This is a genomic window from [Clostridium] innocuum, assembly GCA_012317185.1.
GTDB lineage: Bacteria > Bacillota_I > Bacilli_A > Erysipelotrichales > Erysipelotrichaceae > Clostridium_AQ > Clostridium_AQ innocuum.
Genome location: CP048838.1, coordinates 1,914,481 through 1,937,767, shown reverse-complemented (window position 1 = coordinate 1,937,767; position 23,287 = coordinate 1,914,481). Strand labels below are relative to the sequence as shown.

The 23,287-nt window shown below is 45.9% G+C and carries 18 protein-coding genes and 1 pseudogene; 7 read left to right on the top strand and 12 right to left on the bottom strand.

Features of this window, described 5'->3' with window-relative positions:
- Positions 1 to 10: 10 nt before the first annotated feature.
- Genes sufS through sufC form a run of 3 tightly spaced genes read right to left on the bottom strand, consistent with a single transcriptional unit; the run spans position 11 to position 2,844 of the window.
- Positions 11 to 1,243 (bottom strand): SufS family cysteine desulfurase, encoded by a 1,233-nt coding sequence (gene sufS, locus G4D54_09270; GenBank protein ID QJA02603.1) that lies wholly within the window; start codon positions 1,241 to 1,243, stop codon positions 11 to 13.
- Entirely contained in the window at positions 1,236 to 2,024 is a 789-nt protein-coding gene (locus G4D54_09265; protein ID QJA02602.1) for a SufD family Fe-S cluster assembly protein, read from the bottom strand. The genes sufS and G4D54_09265 overlap by 8 nt, the downstream gene beginning before the upstream one ends.
- A gap of 1 nt (position 2,025) precedes the next feature.
- Complete coding sequence (sufC, locus tag G4D54_09260; GenBank protein QJA02601.1) at positions 2,026 to 2,844, bottom strand: Fe-S cluster assembly ATPase SufC; 819 nt, start codon at positions 2,842 to 2,844, stop codon at positions 2,026 to 2,028.
- 277 nt (positions 2,845 to 3,121) lie between these two features.
- On the opposite strand from sufC, the gene G4D54_09255 reads away from it, so the two are divergent.
- The 3 genes from G4D54_09255 (at position 3,122) to G4D54_09245 (ending at position 5,473) form a co-directional block, all read left to right on the top strand.
- Positions 3,122 to 4,120 carry a foldase gene (locus G4D54_09255; GenBank protein QJA02600.1) on the top strand — a complete coding sequence of 333 codons (999 nt, stop codon included), beginning with the start codon at positions 3,122 to 3,124 and terminating at the stop codon, positions 4,118 to 4,120.
- 13 nt (positions 4,121 to 4,133) lie between these two features.
- Positions 4,134 to 5,012, top strand: a complete 879-nt coding sequence (locus G4D54_09250) for a hypothetical protein (GenBank protein QJA02599.1) — start codon at positions 4,134 to 4,136, stop codon at positions 5,010 to 5,012.
- A gap of 68 nt (positions 5,013 to 5,080) precedes the next feature.
- Positions 5,081 to 5,473: an HIT family protein gene (locus G4D54_09245; GenBank protein ID QJA02598.1), complete on the top strand. Its 393-nt coding sequence runs from the start codon at positions 5,081 to 5,083 to the stop codon at positions 5,471 to 5,473.
- 102 nt (positions 5,474 to 5,575) lie between these two features.
- Here G4D54_09245 and G4D54_09240 read toward each other — a convergent pair whose 3' ends face one another.
- The gene (locus G4D54_09240; protein QJA02597.1) at positions 5,576 to 6,451 is read right to left on the bottom strand and encodes a hypothetical protein; all 876 of its coding nucleotides are present in this window, start codon (positions 6,449 to 6,451) and stop codon (positions 5,576 to 5,578) included.
- Positions 6,452 to 6,775: 324 nt separating this feature from the next.
- Here G4D54_09240 and G4D54_09235 point away from each other — a divergent pair.
- Positions 6,776 to 8,427 (top strand): annotated as a pseudogene (locus G4D54_09235) (hypothetical protein).
- 400 nt (positions 8,428 to 8,827) lie between these two features.
- On the opposite strand, the gene coaD reads toward G4D54_09235, so the two are convergent.
- From coaD to G4D54_09220, 3 genes are all read right to left on the bottom strand, one after another.
- Complete coding sequence (coaD, locus tag G4D54_09230) at positions 8,828 to 9,298, bottom strand: pantetheine-phosphate adenylyltransferase (GenBank protein QJA02596.1); 471 nt, start codon at positions 9,296 to 9,298, stop codon at positions 8,828 to 8,830.
- Positions 9,295 to 9,855 (bottom strand): 16S rRNA (guanine(966)-N(2))-methyltransferase RsmD, encoded by a 561-nt coding sequence (gene rsmD / locus G4D54_09225; GenBank protein QJA02595.1) that lies wholly within the window; start codon positions 9,853 to 9,855, stop codon positions 9,295 to 9,297. The genes coaD and rsmD overlap by 4 nt, the downstream gene beginning before the upstream one ends.
- Positions 9,856 to 9,992: 137 nt before the next feature.
- Positions 9,993 to 11,225 carry an FtsW/RodA/SpoVE family cell cycle protein gene (locus G4D54_09220; protein QJA02594.1) on the bottom strand — a complete coding sequence of 411 codons (1,233 nt, stop codon included), beginning with the start codon at positions 11,223 to 11,225 and terminating at the stop codon, positions 9,993 to 9,995.
- A 139-nt stretch (positions 11,226 to 11,364) separates the two neighbouring features.
- Here G4D54_09220 and G4D54_09215 point away from each other — a divergent pair, with 139 nt between their 5' ends.
- The 3 genes from G4D54_09215 to G4D54_09205 all read left to right on the top strand — a co-directional run bounded on the left by G4D54_09215 (position 11,365) and on the right by G4D54_09205 (position 14,881).
- Positions 11,365 to 11,919 (top strand): peptide deformylase, encoded by a 555-nt coding sequence (locus G4D54_09215; protein ID QJA02593.1) that lies wholly within the window; start codon positions 11,365 to 11,367, stop codon positions 11,917 to 11,919.
- Between the two features lie 169 nt (positions 11,920 to 12,088).
- Entirely contained in the window at positions 12,089 to 13,927 is a 1,839-nt protein-coding gene (locus tag G4D54_09210; GenBank protein ID QJA02592.1) for a ribonuclease J, read from the top strand.
- 78 nt (positions 13,928 to 14,005) lie between these two features.
- On the top strand, positions 14,006 to 14,881 hold the full coding sequence (locus G4D54_09205) for a metallophosphoesterase (protein ID QJA02591.1): 876 nt from the start codon (positions 14,006 to 14,008) through the stop codon (positions 14,879 to 14,881).
- Between the two features lie 369 nt (positions 14,882 to 15,250).
- On the opposite strand, the gene pheT is transcribed toward G4D54_09205, so the two are convergent.
- The 5 genes from pheT to G4D54_09180 all read right to left on the bottom strand — a co-directional run bounded on the left by pheT (position 15,251) and on the right by G4D54_09180 (position 23,275).
- A complete protein-coding gene (gene pheT / locus G4D54_09200; GenBank protein ID QJA02590.1) occupies positions 15,251 to 17,653 on the bottom strand; it encodes a phenylalanine--tRNA ligase subunit beta in 2,403 nt (800 codons plus the stop codon).
- A gap of 12 nt (positions 17,654 to 17,665) precedes the next feature.
- A complete protein-coding gene (gene pheS, locus G4D54_09195) occupies positions 17,666 to 18,706 on the bottom strand; it encodes a phenylalanine--tRNA ligase subunit alpha (protein ID QJA02589.1) in 1,041 nt (346 codons plus the stop codon).
- 314 nt (positions 18,707 to 19,020) lie between these two features.
- Positions 19,021 to 20,076 carry a type IV pilus twitching motility protein PilT gene (locus G4D54_09190; protein QJA02588.1) on the bottom strand — a complete coding sequence of 352 codons (1,056 nt, stop codon included), beginning with the start codon at positions 20,074 to 20,076 and terminating at the stop codon, positions 19,021 to 19,023.
- Between the two features lie 11 nt (positions 20,077 to 20,087).
- Complete coding sequence (gene tadA / locus G4D54_09185) at positions 20,088 to 21,761, bottom strand: Flp pilus assembly complex ATPase component TadA (protein QJA02587.1); 1,674 nt, start codon at positions 21,759 to 21,761, stop codon at positions 20,088 to 20,090.
- A gap of 23 nt (positions 21,762 to 21,784) precedes the next feature.
- Entirely contained in the window at positions 21,785 to 23,275 is a 1,491-nt protein-coding gene (locus G4D54_09180) for a type II secretion system protein (GenBank protein ID QJA02586.1), read from the bottom strand.
- Positions 23,276 to 23,287 lie beyond the last annotated feature (12 nt).

The following is a 23,287-nucleotide window of genomic DNA, read 5'->3' as shown; positions in this document are numbered from 1 at the left end:
TTACGACCTCCTAAAAAAAGACATCCAGACAGGCTTCCATGGTTGCTCTGCGGCATACATCCAGAAACCGATCGACATCCGCATAGGATGTATACAGATAAAAGCTTGCCCGGATGGTTGCGGACGTATCCAGCATATTGTTTAACAGCTTGGCACAGTGCTGTCCGCTGCGCACGGCAATCCCGTTCGCATTGAAGAAGGTCGCCGCATCCTGTGCAAATACATTTTTTACATTAAAGGTAATGATGCCCGTGTCTGCATCCGGATTGTATACCTCAATATTATCCAGCCTGCGCAGCTCACGGATCGCATAGTCATGCAGCTCCATTTCCCATGCGTGGATATTCTTTCGTCCGATGCTTTGGATATACTGTAAGGCTGCATGCAGACCGAAGATGCCTTCAATCGGCTGTGTGCCGCTCTCAAATTTATAGGGTGCGTTTTTCAGCTGAATATTTCCGCACATGTCAAAGCGTGCATTGCTGTCCCCGCCCAGATACAGCGGATCCATGGCATCTAACAGCTCCAGCTTGCCATAGAGTATTCCGATTCCGGTCGGTCCGCACATCTTGTGCGCGGAGAACGCCAGAAAATCACAGTCCATAGCGACAACATCCAGCGGGATATGCGGCACACTCTGCGCACCGTCCACGACAACCACGGCTCCATAGCGGTGTGCAAGCTCGCATATTTCACGCATCGGTGCCAGATAGCCAAGCACATTGCTGATGTGTGCAAGTGCAACCACACGCACGCGCTCATTCATCATGGAAGCAACTGCCTCCAGGGTGATGCGTCCCTGCGCATCCAGCGGCACATACTGAACAACAGCTCCGCATTCCTGTGCAACACGCATCCACGGCAGCACACACGAAGCATGCTCCGCCACACTGGTCAAAATGATATCGCCCCGTTGCAGAAACTTGCGGCCATAGCCGTATGCCACCAGATTCAAAGCAGAGCTGGCTCCGCTTGTATAAACGATTTCCCGTGCATCCGCCGCATGCAGAAAGGCTGCGACATCCTTGCGGGTCTGTTCATATTCCTGATCCACAAAATAGCTCAGATCATAATCTCCGCGGTGCGCATTGGCACCGTAATTCTCATAATAGTTGACGACCGCATCGATTACCTGCCGGGGCTTTAAGGTCGTTGCCCCGCTATCCAGATAAACGAGCGGATGTGACTGCATGGTTTTCTGCAGCATAGGAAAATCTTTTCTGATATTTGCATTGTCAAGCATGTAGACCCACCTTCATTTCGATTTCGTCCTTCAATGCAGTACGTACTTCTTCCTGATCAAACAGCTCTGTGATCGGCATGATATAGCCGACGGTCAGCAGACCGAGAGCCTGCCGGCGGGAAAGCCCGCGTGTCTGCAGGTAATACAGCTGATTTTCATCCGGCTGTCCAAGCGTTGTCGCATGGCTTGCCTTCACATCATTTTCATCAATCAGCAGCACAGGCACCACTTCACTGCTGTGCCGCTCACTCATCGTCAGCACTCTTGTCTTCTGATGGGAATTGCTTTCCCTGGCACCCTTGATGATTTTTCCGGTGGCCTCCATGCGATACTGTCCGCCTTCTTCCACGACGGCATAGTTTTCCATGAGACCCTCCGTATGTGCCTGCAAATGATTGCACTGCATGTGAAACTGCTTGCGGCTTGCGGCAATGCATGCGCTGCGCAGCATGGCAAAAGCCCCCTCTTCACATAAATCAAGGGTAACCCTTGCCTGTGTATTGCCTGCATTCAGCTCACACAGAGCCAGTGTCAGGGAGGCGTCACGGTAGACACTGCCGCTTACCTGCAGCACCACATCCTCACTGCCATCGTTTTTCAGCATGAGCGTTAATGAGCTGTATGGAGAAGCGATGACCTCCACCTGTAAAGACTCCCACGTTCCACTGTATGTCACAAGCAGAGAAGCGTTTATGCGTTCGTCCACCACAAGCTTCAGCTTTTCCGTATTCCGGGGTGAAAGAGCCAGCGTTTCAAAGCCGCTGTGTACGCTATATTCCATATTATGCACCCCTGCTTGCGCCGCAGGAGCCAAGCAGCTCGACTTTCTTTTCTTCCTCTCTGACAACCTGCACATCGTATTCCTGTTCGATCCAGTCATAGCCCTGCTGATCAATTTTCTCCACCAGCTCGCTTCCCCCGCTGACAACGATGCGTCCATCCACGAGAACATGCGCATGGGTCGGCTTCAGCAATTCATAAAAGCGGGCATAATGGGATACGATCACAAGCCCCATATTCTGTTCCCTCTGCATAGCCGCAACAGCCTCGGCTACGATTTTCAAAGCATCCACATCCAGTCCGGAATCAATTTCATCCAGCATGGCGATCGACGGCTTCAACAGCTTCATCTGGACGATTTCATTGCGCTTCTTTTCTCCACCGGAGAAGCCCTCATTGAGAAAGCGGTGCGCAAGATCCTCCTTCATCTGTAAATCTCTGATTGTCTTTTCCATTTCACGAATAAAGGAAAACAATGGGATCGGCCGCTCCCTGCGGGCATTGATGGCAGCACGCAGGAAATCGGAATTGGTAACACCGCTGACCTCACTTGGGTATTGCATTCCCAGAAACAGTCCGGCCTTGCTGCGCTCATCCACCTCCATGGCTAAAACATCCTGATCATCCAGTGTAATGCTTCCACCGGTCACCTGAAACTTGGGATTGCCCATAATGGCCGCAAGCAGGGTGGATTTTCCATTCCCGTTAGGTCCCATCAGTGCATGGGTTTCTCCGCTATGTATATCAAGGGACAGCCCCTTTAAAATTTCTTTTCCATCTACACTGACGTGCAGATCCTTAATACGTAAACAACTCATCATTATCATCCTTTCGTCCGGTTATTATCATACCAAATTTTCCTGCAATTCACAATTCAAACGATTGATTTCGCTGTATTTCATACAAAAGAAATAGGAATTGTATAAAAAACAGCCGCAAAACCCTGATTTTACAAAACTCAACCTTTCTGTGACATATACCGAATGCCATGTGATTTCTTTCTGAACTTTTGTGTGAAATTACAGGAAAGACTTCCAAAAAATTGCATTTGAAAGGCAAATACACTATAATATTACGGTATTCATTTAGGAGGACATTATGATCAAGATACTGAAAAAGCAATGGTTTGTCGTACTGATTGCGCTGATTTTTATCGGCTTTGCGATATTCAGCGTCTATGACACCAACAAGGGGAAGCTTCCCGGAAAAAGTGTCGATGGCAAAGATGTGGTTGCAGGACTGAAGGGTGATGTCAATATCACTGCCGATGAGCTGTATAAGAATCTGAGTAAAACGTATGGAAAAAGTATGCTGTTCATGAAATTTCAGGCAGAGGTTATCAACAGCAGCATCAAGACTACGGATGAATTGAAAAAGACGGCGGAGGAGTATGAATCCAATATCAAGCAGAGTGCGGAAAGTCAGGCAGCCAGCAGCGGTACCGATGCAGAGGCTCTGATTTCGCAGAACATCGCACAATACGGATTTACCTCCGACCAGCTGTATGACTACTGCATGACCGTGGCAAAAATGGAAAAAATGCAGAATGACTACATTTCCAAGCATCTGGATGAGCTGTTTACACCAATCTACAAGGAAAAGAAATCCCGTACGGTTTCCCATATCCTGATTAAGATGGAGGATGCAAACAAGCCGACCAAGAAGGAACTGGAAAAGGTGCAGAAGGTTGAGGATGCATTAAAGAAGGGTGACAGCTTTGCGGATGTTGCCAAGAAATACAGTGATGATGGCAGTGCGAGTGATGGCGGCTATCTGGGCTATATGGATTCCGACACCTCTTATGTGGACAGCTTCAAGAATGCCGCCTTCAAGCTGAAGGCCAAAGAAACCAGTGACTGGGTCAAGGAAAGCAATGACAGCTACAACGGCTGGCACTTGATCAAGGTGGAAGAAACGGATAAAGCAAAATTGGAAAAAGACAAGAAGGCAAAGGATTCCCTGTACAAGGCGATTGCCAGCGGTACGGAAAACCTGTCCAACACGTATTTGTGGGAAGCTGCAAAGAAGCTGGATATCAAATATGCGAATGATGATGTCAAAAAACAGATCATGGACATCCTGGACGTAAAGGAATAGGAGGACGAGAGATATGAAAAAGCTTTGTACACTGCTCGCCGCTATGATGCTGTTCACTCTGGCAGGCTGTAAGGATGCCACGGCAGGAATTTCAAACGGAAGCGAAGCACTGATCACCATCGAAGGCAACAAAATAACCAACGGTGATATTTACGGTCTGATCAAAACCAGCGCAGGAGCAAACGAAACGCTGAGCCTGATCAAGACACAGATCTACAAGAAGGAAAATATCAAGGTCTCAGACGCCATGAAAAAAGAAGCAGAGGAATCTGTAAAATCCTTGAAGAGCATGTATGGTGACAGTCTGCAGGACACACTGAAGCAGTACGGCTTTGATAATCTGGAGCAGTATAAGGAAAAAAGCATCTATCCGGGACTGCAGCAGAAGGAATTAAACAAAAAGTATGTAAAAGCTAAGGAAAAAGCCATGTTTGACAGCTATTATCCTGTTAAGGCACAGATTCTGGAGGCTGATTCCAAGAAGAAAGCGGAAAATGCATTGAAGGCACTCAAGGACGGCAAGGATTTCAAGGCTGTTGTGAAGGAATACGGATCAACAACCACCTACAAGGGATCAGAGGAAATCTATAACTCCAAAAGCGGACTGCCGACAACGGTGTTTGACAAGATCAAATCCACAAATAAAAAGGGTCTGATTGAAAGTGTGATGGAGGATACATCCAGCAAGAAATACTATGTTGTGAAGGTCACAAACGCAACACCGAAGGATTTTGAAGAGGATGCCATCAACAGCATCGTTGAGAAAGCATCTACCGATATCGAGCCGGCCGCAACCGCTTATTATCTGAAAAAATATGATTTCACAGTTTACGATAAGGATATTTATGACGGTATCAAATCCACCAATGAATCCTATATCGTTCAGGATTAAGAGCTTCGTGCTCTTTTTCTTTTTGCCTGTTTCTGCTATAATACGTAAAAAGGAAAGGAAGGATTTTTATGTGTATATTCTGCAGTATCGTAAAAGGTGAAATTCCCGCAACCCGCATCTATGAGGATGATACCGTGCTTGCCATTCTTGATATTTCACAGGTGACAAAGGGACATACGCTCGTAATCCCCAAGCAGCATACAGAGAATTTCATGAGCTGTGAGCCGGAGCTGATGAAGCATGTCATGGAGGTTGCACAGATGCTCGCAAAACGCATTATGGAGCGTACCCATGCCGAGGGAATGAATGTATTAAGCAATATCCATGAGGTGGCCGGACAAAGTGTCATGCATTTTCATGTACACCTGATTCCCCGCTACAGCGAGCAGGACGCCTGCGTGATCCGCTTTGACAAGAGTGACCCGCAGGATCTGGATGCAATTGGCACCTTACTGAAATAGCCCTGCTTTTCACACAACGAAAGGCTGTCTAACAGTGCAGACAGCCTTTCGTTGTGTGTGTTTAAAGAACTATACTTCCTTATATAATCCATATCCGGTATATCAGCTGTTTGCTTCGGATTTCATGATTTGAACCTCATATGCGCTCTTGTACTTGCTCTCCATAAAGCTGGTAAACTGCGTTTCCTTCGTCAAATCGTTAGATTCTGAGATAATCAGCTTTTCTCCATACACGTTCTCATCCAGTATACGTAAGGATGTATTGATTTCATTATATGTAATCATATAATAAATGGTATCCTCCTTCATCTCCAGTGTCTCCTTCTTGCTGGAGGTGTTGACCTCACCCTTTGCCGTTATTGCATAAATATCGATGATTTTATCCTTTGCACTGGATTTCTTTCCATCCAGAAAGACACGATACATCTGCTTCTGATTGACCAGCTCCGGCTGGGAACGGATGAAGAATGAGGTGAAATCCTCATTTAATATCTGTTCCATATTTTTATTGAGATAGCTCCTGGTTCGATCATCCAGCGTAGAAAGAAACGAAGCAGGGATTTCATTTACATCCGCAAACCGCTCCGGAAGATCTTTCACCTTCACTCTGCGAACAGTCTGAATCGGATTTACATGGTAACGGCTGGCAAGCGTTTCATCATATCGGGCGGTTATGGTCAGCTCATCACCGTTTTTCAGCTTTTTCGCCGGCTTCACCTCATAGGTGATGGAATCCATAAACTCCTGTATACGCTGATTGTAATTCTGGTTTCGATTGATTACCCGCACACTGGCGGAACCATCCTCTCCCCTGTATTCGATACCTGCATCCTTTGTCACATCCACCTCTACGGTGCGAAAGAACAGCATATAGCAGGTAACATAAAGACTGACAACAATGAGCAGCATGCTCATGGACGTAATAAATTTATTTTTAACCGCATCCTGACTCGGCGGCTGAAAATGCATCGAACTCATACGGTTCATCCTTTCTGCAATATCCTTGTAATTATACCATGCTTTGACCTGAAATGCTATGTGCCCAATCTGAATATTTACTTACAAAATTAAGAAGGCTCTGCGAATCTTGAAAGTACGATAACAAAAGCTGTACAGCATCGCATATTTCGGGGTATGCAAAATATCATCCTATAAGGTGCATGTATGTCCAGGAATCATGCTTCTCTTCCGGAATACCGTATAGCTTCTTTTTCAGTTTATCGAATTTTCTACATAACCATCAGGCATCGTTGGCTCTTTCTCAAATGTATGATAAACTATAAAAGGAATGGAGTGTTTCACATGTACGATCCTATTACTGCCTATGTAAAACATCATATCACCGTTACCAAAAGCAGCCAGGCTGCAAATGCGATTCTGCTGCTGGCAGCCGTATGCACCGCAATGTCCACTTTTTTGTTGTTACAAACCTTTCATGGTTTCTTGCCACACTGCAATATATTGCAGCTGAGCAAAGAACCTCCTATCTGTCCACCCTGTTCATGTATGGCTGCTGCACACTGGCCGCTTTGATATCCATTGTAGTCATGATACAGTATTACCTTCTGCAATGGCATACGCATGCAGCGCTCATACAAAGGAGTTTATATTGGGGCATCCTTTTTCTGACGATGATACCCGGGTATATGATATTGATGTATGTGGCATCGTCCACAGACCTCATGGATATCTGTATGCTCGTGCTGCTTGCCTGTATTCCCTGCTATGCATGCATGCGATGCTTTCTTATGAATCGAATAAAAAAGGAAAGCTATCATCCGGCGAACCTTCTGCAGAAAACATTCCTACGCGCTCTGGGCATCTTTATTCTGTGCATGCTCCTCCTCCAGCTGCTGTTACCCGAGCGACTGCAGCCATTGCTGTATATGGTGCTGCTTGCTGTTCCGGCATTTACCCTTACCGGTTTTGGATGTCGCTTTCTAACCGCTTACCGACTGTTTTACCGCAGAAGGGAAGAATTTGTAGAATTTGAGCAAATGGTCTATGACGAGGATGCCTTTACGGATGATGCGGAAAGAGCGGCTTACCATACGGAATACAGCAGCCACGATGACTGCCGCAGACATCCTGGAGGAATTCGGCTTTGATCGAAAAGCGGTACTCGATGCAATTCTGGCTAACAGAAGCATCGCCACCTTCTCTGCAGGATGTTATCAAGACCCTAAGCTGCTGCATATTCTTCTGCAGCGCCTGAAGTTTGAAGCTGTTCCCTTTCAGGTAGAACGGTTTCGCCGAGGCAGCTGGGAGCCGTATTCGCAGGAAGACTATGCAGGCATTCCACCGGCAGATATTCATAGACGCGCAATCGTGTATGAAAGTGCAGCGCAGCGTAGACGTCTGTCGGATTTCTCCATTTTAGGTCTTATCCTTTGTATGCTGTTTCCGGCTAATCTGTATCGGCCAATCAACTGGATGTCCAAAACAGCATGGTGATCACCTATCATGCCTTCACCTTTTTGAATATACAAACACTTCTGCACATGCTTTTCATTACCGCCTCTTCGATTTTCAAGTTATGCTCTTCCAGTCTGCAGACAGCTGTCGCACAGCTCATGCAGCAAAGCATCTCCACTCTGTGGCTGATCAGCGCCTTGTTTTTCTTTATTGAGCTGTTTCACTTCCCTGTCTATATGCGAAAGCTGGAAGCTGCAATTCAAGAAGCCGAGCATAAAACACACAATTATTTTGTTGCTGCATTTCTGCTTTACCTGATTTCAACACTGATAAAAATGATAAAAAGAGGCTTTCTGACTGCCCTGTGTCAGCTGTTGATCCTGATCTTATCAGTGGAAGCCGCAAGAGTGATTCTTCTATGCTATCGTTTTATAAAATATCGAAGGCTAACGCAATCACAGATACTGGAACAATATGAATACTATCTTCCGGACACTGTTGAAGAGGATGCACAGGCGGTACCGGGCACAAGCCAATGATGTCTCAAAGCTCATATAGAAGCCCTGCAGCTATCAAAGAACTACATGACATGGGTGTGGCAGCGTTACGAGACATGGATTTCTTTCTCTTACGGCAGAGATCGTTCGATTAAGCAGACGCTGTTAAGCTCCAGCAGATACTGATATTCATGTTGCCATAAAAAAAGAGCCACACGCAGGTTGCGGAGCTGATTGAGAAGCATGAAAAGGAAGATGATCAGGCATTTAGGCCGCGTCATCTTCCTTTTCTTCATTCATTTTCAATATTTCCGTTACTGTTAAACGTCTCTCCCTGATATCGGTATATTAGGAATTTCATTCTTTAATTTAAAACAGCTTATACCGGTATTCAAGCGTTAGGAATGATATACCTATCCGCTGCTTTTCCCTTCCCTGCTTTTTATCTATTCACAAAGGCCTCCGTTACATCCTTCGGTACATAAGCAGAAATATCCTGTCCGTATTTCACCAGCTCCCGTATGATAGAGCTGGACACATAGGAAAATTCCGGGGATGCGTACAACAGTACAGTTTCCACCTCAGGCGCAATATGCTGATTCACACTGGCGATATCCAGCTCATATTCATAATCCTTCACACTCCGCACACCGCGCACGATAGCAACCGCCTCCTGCTTTCTGGCAAAATCAACCGTCAGGCCGTGATCAGCGGCTACCTCGACATTGGAAAGATGCGCTGTGTTGCTGCGCAGGAATGTCAAACGCTCCTCCATGGAAAAGGTGGCATGTTTTTCTGAATTTTCCAGGATAACGACAATCAGGCGATCAAACAATCTGCTGGCGCGCTCAATGATATCCAGATGCCCCAGTGTAACAGGATCGAAGCTTCCGGGAAAGATTGCTGTTTTCATTCCATGCACTCCTTTCGATAATACGTTATGCGGGTAATTCCATAGGTGACATCCTTTACCTTATGCAAAGCACCTACCTGATCAGGAAATTCATCCTCCTTCAGACTCTCACAGATGATATCTCCCAGCTCATTCACCAGATCATGCGTATCGAGATACTGCAGTATATGCAAAATCTGCTGCTTCTTGTACGGGGGATCCAGATAGACCAGATCAAAGGTTCTTTGTTCCTGTGAAGCCTTGGCAAGCACCTGACGATAATCCATTTTCCAGATGGTCACCCGTGAGGCAACATCCAGCGTCTTCACATTTTTACGAATGGTTGATACAGCTGCATAACTGACATCACAAACAAGCGCATGCTCCATACCGCGGGAAATCGCCTCCAAAGACATATTCCCGCTGCCGCCAAATAGATCGAGCATGTTTCCTCCGTCAAAATAGGGCCCGATACGGGAGAAAACAGCTTCCTTGATTTTATCCGTTGTAGGCCGTGTCGTATTGCCTTCGACCGCTGAAATCACACGGGATCGAAATTCACCTGCAACAATTCTCATTTTTTTCAACTCCTCATGTATAAAGCAAATGCATAGGGGAAGTATAATAGTGCAGCCGGTAAAACGGCTGTTACCCCCCAATCTTTGTTTCTCCTCTTCCCTTTCTTAAAGAGCCCTTTACCCCTTAGGGCTCTTTTTTATGTATGTGGCAGCTGCTTGGCTGCCGCACTGACTGCCACACTGCCCTGTCTTCGTATTCTGGAAATGACAGACTGGGAAATACCGATTGCCGTCATAATGGACATCAGGGAGGACCCTCCGCTGGAAATAAACAGCAGCGGTACCCCGGTCAGCGGAATCAGGCCGCTCACTCCGCCGACATTCAGTGCAAAGTGAATGAAAATATACATGGCGGTTCCTACCAGTATGACCTTATAGCCCTCACTCTTCGTGTGAAAGGCATAATAGAACAGCCGCTGCAAAATGACCACATAGCCAAGCACAACGACCATAAGTCCGAAAATCCCCAGCTCCTCAACGATGATCGACAGGATAAAGTCATTGTCCGACTGTGTCAGATAACCGTATTTCTGAATGGAATTTCCCAGTCCGACTCCCGTAAAGCCGCTGCGGGCAAAGCCATACAGACCGTTGATCAGCTGATACCCGTTGTTATGCGGGTCCGTAAACGGATTCAGCGCATTTTCAATACGGACGGCAACATGCTGTAAAGGTCCGATGCCGTTCAGGAAATCAATAACAGGCTCACTCATGATAAATACAATGCTGATACATCCGATGATCAATCCGAGACGCACCCATCGCTGCTGCTTGCGCAAGCTGATATGCGAAGGTATCAGAAAACAGATGGCACACAGCAGAACCAGAACAAAAAGAGTTCCCAAGTCCTTCTGCAGCAGGATAGCGGCTGCGATTACCATGAAAAAATATACCGGAATACGGACAATCGTCCAAAACTTAAACTTGCGCCTTCGGGCCGTCAGCTCTACAAATACCGCCATCACGACAACCATATAAACCTTTGCGAACTCTGACGGCTGAATCGTCATTTCGCCAAGACCGGGTATCGGAATACGAATCCATGCCTTACTTCCCAGCACACCTTCAAACAGCTGTGTGGAAAACAATGCGATGATGATGCCGATACCAAAGATAGGAAACAGCTTTTGTGCGCGCTTCATTGTAAAATTATTCGCAAAAAAGGTCATCAGCACATAGGATACGATGATAAAAAACAGCTGCTTTGCCAGAACCTTGGGTATGATATAGGGATCCTTGGTCGTATTTCCAACATTGGTGGATACGATCATCAGAGTACCGAACAGGATTAGAATCAGCACGGCAAACTGCATTAGAAAATCAAATTTTTTCGGCATCTTCAGCGTTAGGACTATATTTTTTATCCGCATGCGCATTCCTCCCTTTTTCATTTCTCATGTATCTTTTATAATATCATAGATTCCATGTTTTTTCACAATAATTTCGCAAAACACTTCCATTCTCGGAGAAAAGCGTTTAAAATAGTATCGTAAGAAAAGGAGTTTGCATATGAGTTTGAACTATGATGATATTGTAAAAGATACAGATGCAATCGTTCGTACGAAAAGTGAACCTGTCACGCTTCCCCTCTGTGCTGAGGATGAAACGCTGCTGCATGACATGCTGACCTATGTCAAAGACTCACAGGATGCAGAAATTGCAGAGAAAGAGAATCTTCGTCCTGCGGTGGGAATCGCCGCTATACAGCTTGGCGTTCCGAAAAGAATGCTGGCCGTGGTTGTCCCTAATGAGGAGGGGGTTGATGAATATGCGCTTGTCAATCCGCGAATCGTATCCGAGTCCGTGCAGCGCGCCTATCTGAAAAACGGAGAGGGCTGCCTGTCCGTTGAGAATGAGCATGAGGGTATCGTGCCCAGAGCTGCGCGAATCACCGTGAAGGGATATGATCTGCTGCAGAAGCAGGAAATAACGATAAAGGCTAAAAATTATCTGGCCATTGTCCTTCAGCATGAAATCGATCATTTTTCAGGAACGTTGTTTTATGACCGCATAAACAAACAGGATCCATGGCGGGAGGATCCAACAGCAATCGTCATTGAATAATGCTCAGAAATGAGCATTTTCTTATGGCTGAACGGCGCAGTCAGTAAAAGACATGCGCTTACATAGGAAAATTAGCGGGAAAACACGTTTATTTTTTTCAAAGTATGCTATAATAGTAAAAGATATCAGGTGCAGATTCAACTAAGGTATGATAAGAAAGGAGTTATTTATGAATAACAATCATCGAAATAATCGCAACACTGCACCGAGAAACAATCAGGAGAATACAAAGAACAGTTATAATAAAATCAATACGGAACGCGGAGACACTCTCATCTATGCTATGGGAGGACTGGGCGAGGTCGGTAAAAATATGTACTGCTTTGAACACGAGAATGAGATACTGATTATCGATTCTGGTGTTCGTTTTCCTGAGGAAAACCTTCTCGGTGTTGACTATGTCATTCCGGATTACAACTATCTGGTAAAAAATAACCGCAAGCGAAAGGTTCTGATCATCACCCATGGTCACGAGGATCACATCGGCGGGATCCCGTTTTTGTTAAAAAGCGTGGATATTGAGGCAATCTATGCCCCTGCCTTTGCAGTGGCACTGATCAACAAAAAGCTGGAGGAGCGCAGAATGCTGCGCAGTGTGAAAATCATTGAAATCAATGATCGCAGCTCGGTTAAGATGCAGCATTTCACATGCGGCTTCTTCAATACGACTCACTCCATTCCCGATTCTCTGGGAATTTTGATCAACACGCCGAACGGACGCATCGTTCATACCGGCGATTTCAAATTTGACCTAACCCCGGTCGGCACCAATTCCGATTATCAGGTCATGGCGTATATGGGACAGATCGGTGTCGATCTGCTGCTGAGCGATTCCACCAATTCCGGTGTGGAGGATTTCTCCATTTCCGAGAAAAAGGTGGCAGCGGAAATTCTCGATACGATGAAAAAAACAAGCGGACGGCTCATCGTCGCAACCTTCGCTTCCAATGTATACCGTGTATCCCAGATTCTGGAGGCTGCAGTTGCCTGCGGAAGAAAGGTGATCATCTTTGGACGAAGCATGGAAAATGTTGTGACGATCGGACGCAAAATGGGTAAAATCAAGGTTGGCGAGCAGCATTTCCTTAGTCCGGATCAGCTGGGACGCACACCGGCAAACAAAACCTGTATTGTATGTACCGGAAGTCAGGGAGAGCCTTTGGCCGCCCTGTCACGGATTGCGAATGGAACTCACCGCTACATCAAGCTGATTCCAGGCGATACGGTTGTCTTTTCCTCCAGTCCGATTCCGGGCAACGGAGCAAGCGTCAATCAGGTGGTCAACAAGCTGTTTCGCGCCGGTGCCAATGTACTGACAAAATCCATCCTGAGCAATCTGCATACAACAGGACATGCCTCTCAGGAGGAACAGAAGCTGATGCTGCAGCTGATCAAGCCGAAATACTTTATGCCGATTCACGGCGAATACAAAATGCTGGTGCAGCATAAGGAAACCGGAAAGGAAACCGGACTGGCGGATGATCACATCTTCACCTGTGCAAACGGTGATGTTCTGATACTGCGCAATCATCAGGTGTTTGAAAGCAGCTGGCGAATTCAGGCGGATGATATATATGTTGACGGCAATGACATCAGCGGTGTATCCACAGCCGTCCTAAAGGACCGAACCATTCTGGCTGACAACGGTCTGGTTGCCGCTATCATTGCGATAGATTCCAAGGAAAACAAGGTGCTGTGCAAGCCGGTCATCGTTTCCCGGGGCTTTGTCTTCATCAAGGATTCACAGGGTCTGCTGCGCGAAGCTGAGCAGATCGTGTATGCGGCTTTAAATGAGAAAATGAAGGAACGCACCACCTTCTCCGAGCTGAAGAACTGTGTGCGCTCGACACTGGAGCCGTTCCTGTATAACAAGACGCATCGTAATCCGATCGTCATCCCTGTCATTATCAATTCCAAGACGGCAATGGCTGCCATGGCACAGGCCAGAGCTGCCAGAGCAACCAAGCGTCCGGCGAAAAAGAAGGAACCGCAGAACGCACAATCCTAGACAGTCAAACGACTGTCTTTTCTTATGGCAATGCACCGCAATTTATGATAGAATAGTAAGGAATATGAGGTGTCGGCAATGGTAAAAAAACTACTTAAAATCGTTTCTGTCCTGATACTTCTTGCTCTGATCGTCGCCGGAGTCTTCTTCTACTCCATCTATATTTCCGTAGACCGTGTGAACCTCTCCTATCAGACGATTTCCTCCAGCAAGATACCGGAAGATATGAACGATTTGAAAATCGCATTCATCAGCGATATCAAATACAATGAATACATGAACAAAGAACGTCTTACGAGTATGATCAGCAAGCTGAATACAACCGGTGCCGATGTTGTGATTTTCGGTGGTGACATGTTCTCCAACCCGCAGACAAAGGCTCCGGATTCTCAGATGAGCAAGGATTTGACAACCATCCTGAAAAGCATCGATGCACCACTTGGCAAGTTCGCCGTTCTCGGTGATGAGGATCTGGCGAATGACAAGACAAAGAAGATCGTTTCTCAGATTTTATATGACAGCGATTTTGAAATTCTGAGTGATACCAGTATACGGCTCAGAAACAAGGGCGATTCCAGCATATCACTGATCGGTTTAAACAATATGCTGAACGGCGATCCGCAGCCGGACAGGGCTATGAAAAAGGTCAGTGAGGACGAATTTAATATTCTGGTGACGCACTGTCCCGATATTGTAAAAACAAGCGGAATCAATACAAAATATCTCAATCTGATCATCGCGGGGCATTCTTTGGGCGGACAGATCTATCTGCCGCTATTAGGACCGCTGCATACCATGGAAGGAGCTGCAACCTATAATCACGGCTCCTATGATATCAATGGTACCAGTCTGTATGTATCCAATGGTCTTGGAACCAAGGATATCGACATGCGCCTGCTGGCTCCTCCGCAAATTCTTGTATTCCGTCTCCAGCATGAGTCCGGAAAGAAGTAAAGAGGATGGGAAACAGCCGTCTCAGCATAAACACGCATTTTCTCTATATAATGTAGAGTTAAAGGCGCGTTTTTTTATTTCCTTTACAGGCATATAGAATTGCGGCATGATAGGGATTATATGCGCAATCAAACCGGTACAGCCCTTTTGCATATCAGCTTCATTTATTGCCTTCCTTATAACAGGGAAATCAAAAGAATAAGGCTGTTTCTGTTGTTTCTTTCGCAACCGTTCCATGTTTTTTATGTACGCTGCCATTGGATTCTACATGGCATCCTGATTTCTGAAAGCAGATATAAAAAAAGGATGACATGTGCGAAATGCCTGTCATCTCTTTCTATAAATTATCGGTATTCCTGAAACAGGTGGTTATGCTCGCAGCTGTGCGTGCAGATCCTTCTCCAGTGTTTCCAGAATCCTGTTGTGGATTTCATTGATATCCGCATCCTTCAGCGTACGCTGTGCAGATTGGAAAACAATGCTCAACGCGATAGACTTGCTTCCCTTCTCCACATGTTCTCCGGTGTAAACATCAAACACCTCCACATTCTGGATAATATTCTCTTTCTCCAGCTTGCCGTTTTTCTTAATGCTGCTAATGATATCCGCTACCTTAACATCCTCCTTCACGACAAATGCAAGGTCGCGGCTGATGGATGGATATTTGCTTACCTCGGTGAACTTCACCTTTCCCGGCTTGTTCTTCAAGAGAACCTCCAGATTGATTTCCAGAGCAAGTGTTTCTGTAATATCATAGGCCTGCGCCATTTTCGGATGAATCTGACCAACCAGTCCAAGAAGCTCTCTTCCAAGATACACCTCTGCACTGCGATATGGATGGAAATGTACAATATCGGTATGATTTTCCTTAAACACTACACGGCTTCCCTGATAACCGATACTCTCCAGAAGTGCCTCGACCAGTCCCTTCACGGTATAGAAATCCACCTCCATGCGGAATTTCTGCCAGCGGTTTTCCTGCAGAGCACCGCTTGCTGCCACAGCCAGACGTTCCTCCACGTGTCCCAATCCATAGACATTGCTGATTTCAAACAATGCAATATCCTTGATGGAACGCGCCTGATTATAAGCCACACACTCCAGCAGACTCGGCAGAATGGAATCCCGTACATATTTGTGATCCTCACTCATCGGAGCTGCCAGCTCGACAATGTCCTTGTGCGGCATGACTGCATCCTCGATTTCCTTTTTCCCAACCAGAGAATAGGTAACCGCTTCATTGTAGCCCAGATCAGAAAGCATATTTCTGTATTTTCTGCGCAGCTGCTGGCGTCTGTTCAGCGCTCCGACAGTGGAAGGCATCTTCGGCATTGTACTTGGCAGACGGTCATATCCCAGAATGCGGATGATTTCCTCTGCGATATCGGCCTCGATTGCCAGATCCATTCGATAGCTTGGGATTTTCACATGAATATCCGAATTGTTAACAGACGGCTCCAGATGCAGATCATCCAGTACCTTCATAACCTCTTCCTGCTGGAAATCCGTGCCAAGTAGAACATTGATGCGATCCAGATTCACATCAAATTCCAACGGTGTATAGCCGTTGCTGCCATACTGCTTGGTTTCTTCCAATCCACTTGCATCTGCATATTCAATCAGCAGCTGCACTGCACGATCCACAGCCTTGAAGGTGGCCATCGGCTCGATACCCTTCTGATAGCGGACACTGGCATCCGTGCCAAGATTCAAACGGCGGCTGGTGTTTCGGATGGATACGTGATGGAAGATTGCTGCCTCGATAATGATTCCCTTTGTCGTTTCCTCAATCTTGGAATCATCACCTCCCATGATACCGGCAATACCGATTGGTTTCCCCTCTGTCGTAATGACGATATCATCCTCTTCAATGTGATAGCTTTCTCCATCCAGTGCTGTGTAATCAAACCGCTGTTGATCCTTCACTGTGATTTCCTGTGCCGGAATAGCATCAAGATCATAGAAATGCAGCGGCTGCCCTGTTTCCAGCATAACAATATTACTGATATCAACAACATTGTTGATTGACTTCATTCCGGCTGCCATCAACAGCTCCTGCATCCATTTCGGTGAAGGCTTAATGGTTACGGAATTGATGACCTTTCCCAAAAAGAGCGGACATTTCTCTGTTTCACTGCGAACGATCAGCCTGCTTGCTTCCCCTACATTGGCAGCACCCTCTACATATGGGATATTCACTTCCTTATGCAGAATCGCACCTGTTTCCAGTGCCATGGACCACGCAGCCATACAGTCATTTCGATTCGGTGTTAATCCCACATCCAGAATTTCATCATCCAGAGCGAGGTAGCCCAGCGGATTTTCATTCCCCACCGGTGCATCCTCATCCAGCACCTCAATGCCGTTTTTGCTTTCCTCACTCAGCTGATGCGGATCAACGCCCAGCTCCAGCAGGGAACAGATCATTCCATTGGACTCCTGTCCACGGATAACACCTGCCTTGATGTCACCACCCAGAAGCTTCGCTCCGACACGAGCCACAATTACCTTTTGTCCGGCTGCCACATTTGGCGCACCGCATACGATTTGTTCAATTTTATCTCCAAGGTCAACCTGGCATACATGCAGATGATCGGAATCCGAATGATCCTCACAGCTTATCACCTTACCGATGACCAGATTGCTTCCCTGACTCATTTTTTCAATGCCCTCTACCTCAAGACCGGCAGACGTTATTTTATCCGCAATTTCCTCTATGCTCATATCGGATAAGTCCATATACTGGCTTAGCCATTTCTTACTTATTTTCATGTCAGCGTCCTCCTACTCAAACCGGTTGAATGTCTTCAAGAAACGAATGTCATTGGTATAGAAATTACGGATATCCGTAATTCCGTATTTCAGCATTGCCACTCGTTCAATTCCGATACCGAAAGCAAAACCGCTCAGCTTTTCCGCATCATATCCTGCCATGGAAAGAACATTCGGATGTACCATGCCGGCACCCAGAATTTCAATCCAGCCGGTTCCCTTGCAGACCGGACAGCCCTTGCCACCACATACATGACAGCTGACATCAACCTCCACACTTGGTTCTGTAAACTGGAAATAGCTTGGACGGAACCGTATCACACGTTCTTCCCCAAACATCTTCTGTGCCAGAAACTGCAGCGTCCCCTTTAAATCGGACAGCGTGATGTGTTCACCGACAACCAGCCCCTCACACTGCATAAACTGATGGGAATGGGTTGCATCGTCATCGTCACGGCGATATACCTTCCCGGGACAGATGACCTTGATCAGCTCCTTGCCCTCCTGAGCAAATTTTTCAAGCTGTCTTGTCTGAATTGCCGTGGTATGTGTACGCAGAAGCTCTTCCGCATTTATGTAAAAGGTATCCTGCATATCCCGGGCCGGGTGATCCTTTGGTATGTTGGCACGCTCAAAGTTATAGAGATCCATCTCTACTTCCGGGCCTTCCTCTACCGTGTAGCCCAGACCGATGAATAAATCCTCCATTTCCTGCTGTACGATCATCAGCGGATGTGCATTGCCCAGATTCGGCTTCTGACCGGACAGGGTGATATCAATTTTTTCTTCCGCAATCCTCTTTTCCATTTCTGCGACTTCCAAAACTGCCCTGCGTTCTTCAATCGCATTCGCAAACAGGGTCTTAACCTCATTTACCTGCTGACCAAATGCCGGGCGCTCCTCCTTCGGCAAATCCTTCATGGATTTCATCACTTCCTGAATCGGCCCTTTTTTACCAAGATACAGCACACGCAGCTGCTGCAGCTGGGCAAGGTCCTCACATGCTTCGATTTGGGAAAGACCTTCTTCTTTGATACTCGTTAGCTTTTCCATATTCAACTTCCTTTCTGCTTATAAAAAAAGCCACAAGACACAGGAACCCTTGCGGGCGGTACCATCCTGTTTCGTCATGCGACACACTTACTTTCTGTCATGGATAACCGTCATGGAACGGGGGTGCATTAATCCCACTCACAGGTGAATTCATAAGGTCCTGCAGTGTGCCGACTCTCAGTGCGTCATCAGCTCTCCCTGTCCTGCGGTGTCCAAATTACTACTCCTGCTCAACGTTTTCTTTTATTATTATACAGAACTTGCACGTTGTTTACAAGTCTGATTTTTATTTTGTGCACTGCTGAAACCGGATTCTATTGCAGATACTGCTTCAGCTCCTGCGGATCATCGCTGTATTTCTCTGCCACTTCCCTTGTCACCATGCCGTTTCGCACCAGACGTGCCAAAGCAAAGTTCAAAGACTGCATTCCCTCACGCATCCCTGTCTGTATAATGGAATTGATCTGATGGACCTTATTCTCTCGAATCATGCTGCTGATCGCATCTGTTCCAATCATAACCTCCAGCGCGGCAATTCGTCCGCTGCCATCACGTTTTGGAAGCAGCTGCTGCGTAATTACAGCTTTCAGTATACCGGAAACCTGCATACGGATCTGCTCCTGACGGTGAGGTGGAAATACGTCGATGATACGGTCAATTGTCTTTGCTGCCCCGATGGTGTGCAGAGTGGAAAACACCAGGTGTCCGGTCTCTGCCAGTGTAACGACAGCTGCAATTGTTTCATAGTCACGCATCTCTCCCACCAGAATGACATCCGGATCCTCACGCATGGCACTGCGAAGCGCTGTATCAAAGCTGTCCACATCCCGACCGATTTCCCGTTGATGAATAAGCGCCTGCTTACGCTGATACACGTATTCCACCGGATCCTCAATCGTAAGTATATGACAGTTTCTGCGTTCATTGATATAGTCCATAACAGCTGCCAGCGTCGTGGATTTACCACTGCCGGTAGGTCCGGTCACCAGTACAAGACCGCGCGGCTCCATAGCGAGCTGCTTCAAAATATCCGGCATCAGCAGCTCATCCAGTGTCAGAATCGTATTATTGATGATACGAATCGCTGCACAGAGCTTATCCTGCTGGCGGTATACATTCACTCTCTGCCGGTTCTCTCCCTTGCTGACATAGGTAAAGTCCAGATCCTTCCCCTGTTTAAAATCCTCCATCAACCGCTCATCCACCATAGAAAGGATCATCTCTGTCGTCTGTGTATCCTTGATGAATGCGGGATATTCCCGCAGCACGCCATTTGCCCGAATCATGGCGGGACCACCGACATTCAAATGGATATCACTGCAGCTATGCTCTCTGGCATAGGCAATCATACCTTCCAGTAAATCGTTCATAAACAGACCTCCTAATCGCTGTAAGCCGTAATCTTATACAGTTCATCCATCGTTGTCTGTCCATTGATTACAAGCTCCACAGCCTCATCCTTCAGGGTATGCAGCTGCTGTGATTTCTTCACATAGGCATAGATATCATCAATATCTCTGTGAGAAGAAATCATTCTCCGCATTTCCTTATCTATCAGTATGATTTCATGCACAGCCGTTCTTCCCTTGTAGCCTGTCTGGTTACAATGATGACAGCCTGCACCGCGATATACATATTCTATTTCTTTTCCCAGCACCTGACGTTCCAGCTCTGTCGCCTTCAGCTTTTCTCTGCAATGCGGACAAATCGTACGCACCAGTCGCTGTGAAACACTTCCAACCAGTGAATTCGCAATCAGATATGGTTCAATTCCCATATCCTCCAGACGGACAATCGAGCTGATTGCATCATTGGTATGCAGAGAGCTCAATACCAGATGTCCGGTAATGGCAGCTCGTACAGAAATGGATGCCGTCTCCGCATCACGTGTTTCACCGACCAGAATAATATCCGGATCCTGCCGCAGCAATGCCCGCAGTCCGCGCTCAAAGGTCAGTCCCGCCATGGTATTGATCTGCATCTGATTCACGCGTTCGATATTCTTCTCCACGGGATCCTCAATGGTTGCTATATTCACCTGCCGTTTTGCCAGCGTTTCCAGAATCATATACAGTGTTGTTGTTTTACCGCTTCCGGTAGGTCCTGTAATATAGATGATTCCATGCGGCATCTCCATCATACGACACATTTTCGCATAATTATCCGCATTCATGCCGTACTGCTTTTCATTCAGAATCGGCGTATTGCTGTTCAGAAAACGCAGAACAGCTTTTTCACCATATACAGTTGGAATCACAGAGACACGAAGGTTCATACGAATTCCCTCAATCGTGGTTAGAAAGTGTCCATCCTGAGGAACACGCTTTTCAGCAATATCCATATTGCTTACAATTTTGATTCGGACAATCAGCGACTGGTGCAGATTTTTCGCAAGCTGCACATAATCCACGATCATACCGTCAATACGCATACGAACCATTGTCTTATCCTCAAACGGCTCTATGTGTATATCACTGGCATTGGCATTGTAGCCTCTTGTCAGAAGACTGTTGAACAGCTTAACAACCGGTGTGTCATCCTCCTCCGAGTTATAAAGCTCGGTATCATCGAATTCAAAGGATACAACGTTTTCATTTGCCACATTGGCTGCTTCTCTGGCTTTGATTTCCGCATAGTAGTAATCAATGGCACGGTCGATTGCCGCCTTTTCACACAGACATACGGAAATATTCATGCCGGTCACCAGACGTACATCCTCGATTCCGTAGAAATTCAAAGGATCACTTGTTACTACCGTCAGGCGCCCGTTGTTTTCGCTGATGGCAATCAAATTATATTTCTGCGCCAGTGCTTTCGGTATCTTCGCAACAGCATCTACTTCGATTTTTTCTTCGTTCAAATCAACCATCGGCTCATTCAGTTTATCACTCAGTGCCTTCAGCATCTGATTCTCACTGATAAAGCCTAAATCAATCAAATGCTGTCCAAGCCGTTTGGAACGATCCTTTTTCTGTTCTGCAAGTGCCCTCTGCAGCTGTTCTTCATTGATATAACCGTAATCCTTCAGCACTTCACCTATTGGTATATTTTTCATATTTTCTACACATCCTTTTTAAATTAACTATATGTCTGACAAGTCACAGATATATTAGTATTTCCAAGCAACTCTTCAATACTTTCAAAACCTTTGGACCATCCAGCATTTATAGTAGAAGGATTCCAAACACCATCTATTCGTTGAAGAGCTTGATAAAATAACTTTTTTCCATTCACGGTGTATGAAACTATATCTCCTTTAAAATATGTTCCATTCGTATTCCAAGCTTCATCAATTTTCTTCCAATAATTTCTGGCAACGCCTCCTGGAGCCCAAGCGTTATCTTCTTGAGCATTAGGCTGTAAAGGTGATGAATATACATAACGATACCACTGACCTGGATTCATTGGGTCTTCTACATAATCTCCAGGCTCAATTACCTGCCCAACATTCCATTGTTTTTCTGGTGCATCGCATCTTGCTTTCTCTCCCCCGACAGTCCAATCGCCTTCATCTTTATTATCTATATCACAAAAATCTTTACTCTTATGTTCTTCTATAATCTCATTCAATTCCGCCGTATTTAACCTATGCCATTTCTGCTTATCGTTATCCGGTGACTCCACGCTATTATGAATCTGCACTGTTGCTTGATAATATGTGTTTGTGATTTGGTATATAACAACATCCCCTGCTTCATAGCTGGCACCCTTCACCCAATATGGAGGATTTACCGGCTTCCATGCATTTCCATGATTCGTCAAGGGATCATTTCCATTTCTAACATCCTTTACTGCACGATATGTCATACCCAGATAATCAACAAATTCCCCTTTTTTATAATCATGATTTGCAAGCCATGTTCCCTTATTGTTCCCTGCCTCATTCGGCTTGGTAATGGAAGCATCTCTACACATCAGCTCATCGTATACGGTACCTTCAAATACAGGATCATCATAATCGATATCCGGATATTGATAATCCGGATCATCCACGATCTTCAATGCCCCATTTATTTTATAATAGATTTTATAGCCTGCTTCTGCCTGATCGTGATCTGAAATATCCACCTGTTTTCCTTTTATTCCTGCATTAGCAATAGCTTCTCCTTTTTTATCCTTTGCTTTAATATTCACCAGTTCCAGCGTAGAAGCTGTTTTATAAACCTGCTTCTCATTATCAGTAAACGCGAAAGATAAATCCAAACGATAATTATCACTATAGCATTTTGCAGTGATTTTCAAATTCCTTCCTCTATAAAAATCAGCATTGTATACTGCCGTATCATCCTTCATCAGGCGATTATCGTCATTTACTGAAATCCAATGCCAGTCATCAGATTTATCCGGTTTCTGCGTGGCAATCTGTACTTCACTGGCATAAACCAATTGCCCCCTTACATAGGATGAAATAGCATCCACAGCCTGCTTCTCATAATTGCTTTGTGCCGTACGATTAAAATACCCCATACTATTCAAAAGCAGACCACCCGCAATTACCATTAAAATGGAGGACAGCAGCAGAACTACAATTACTTCAATCAACGTCATTCCCTTTTTATTCAAGTGCATACCTGCCGCCTC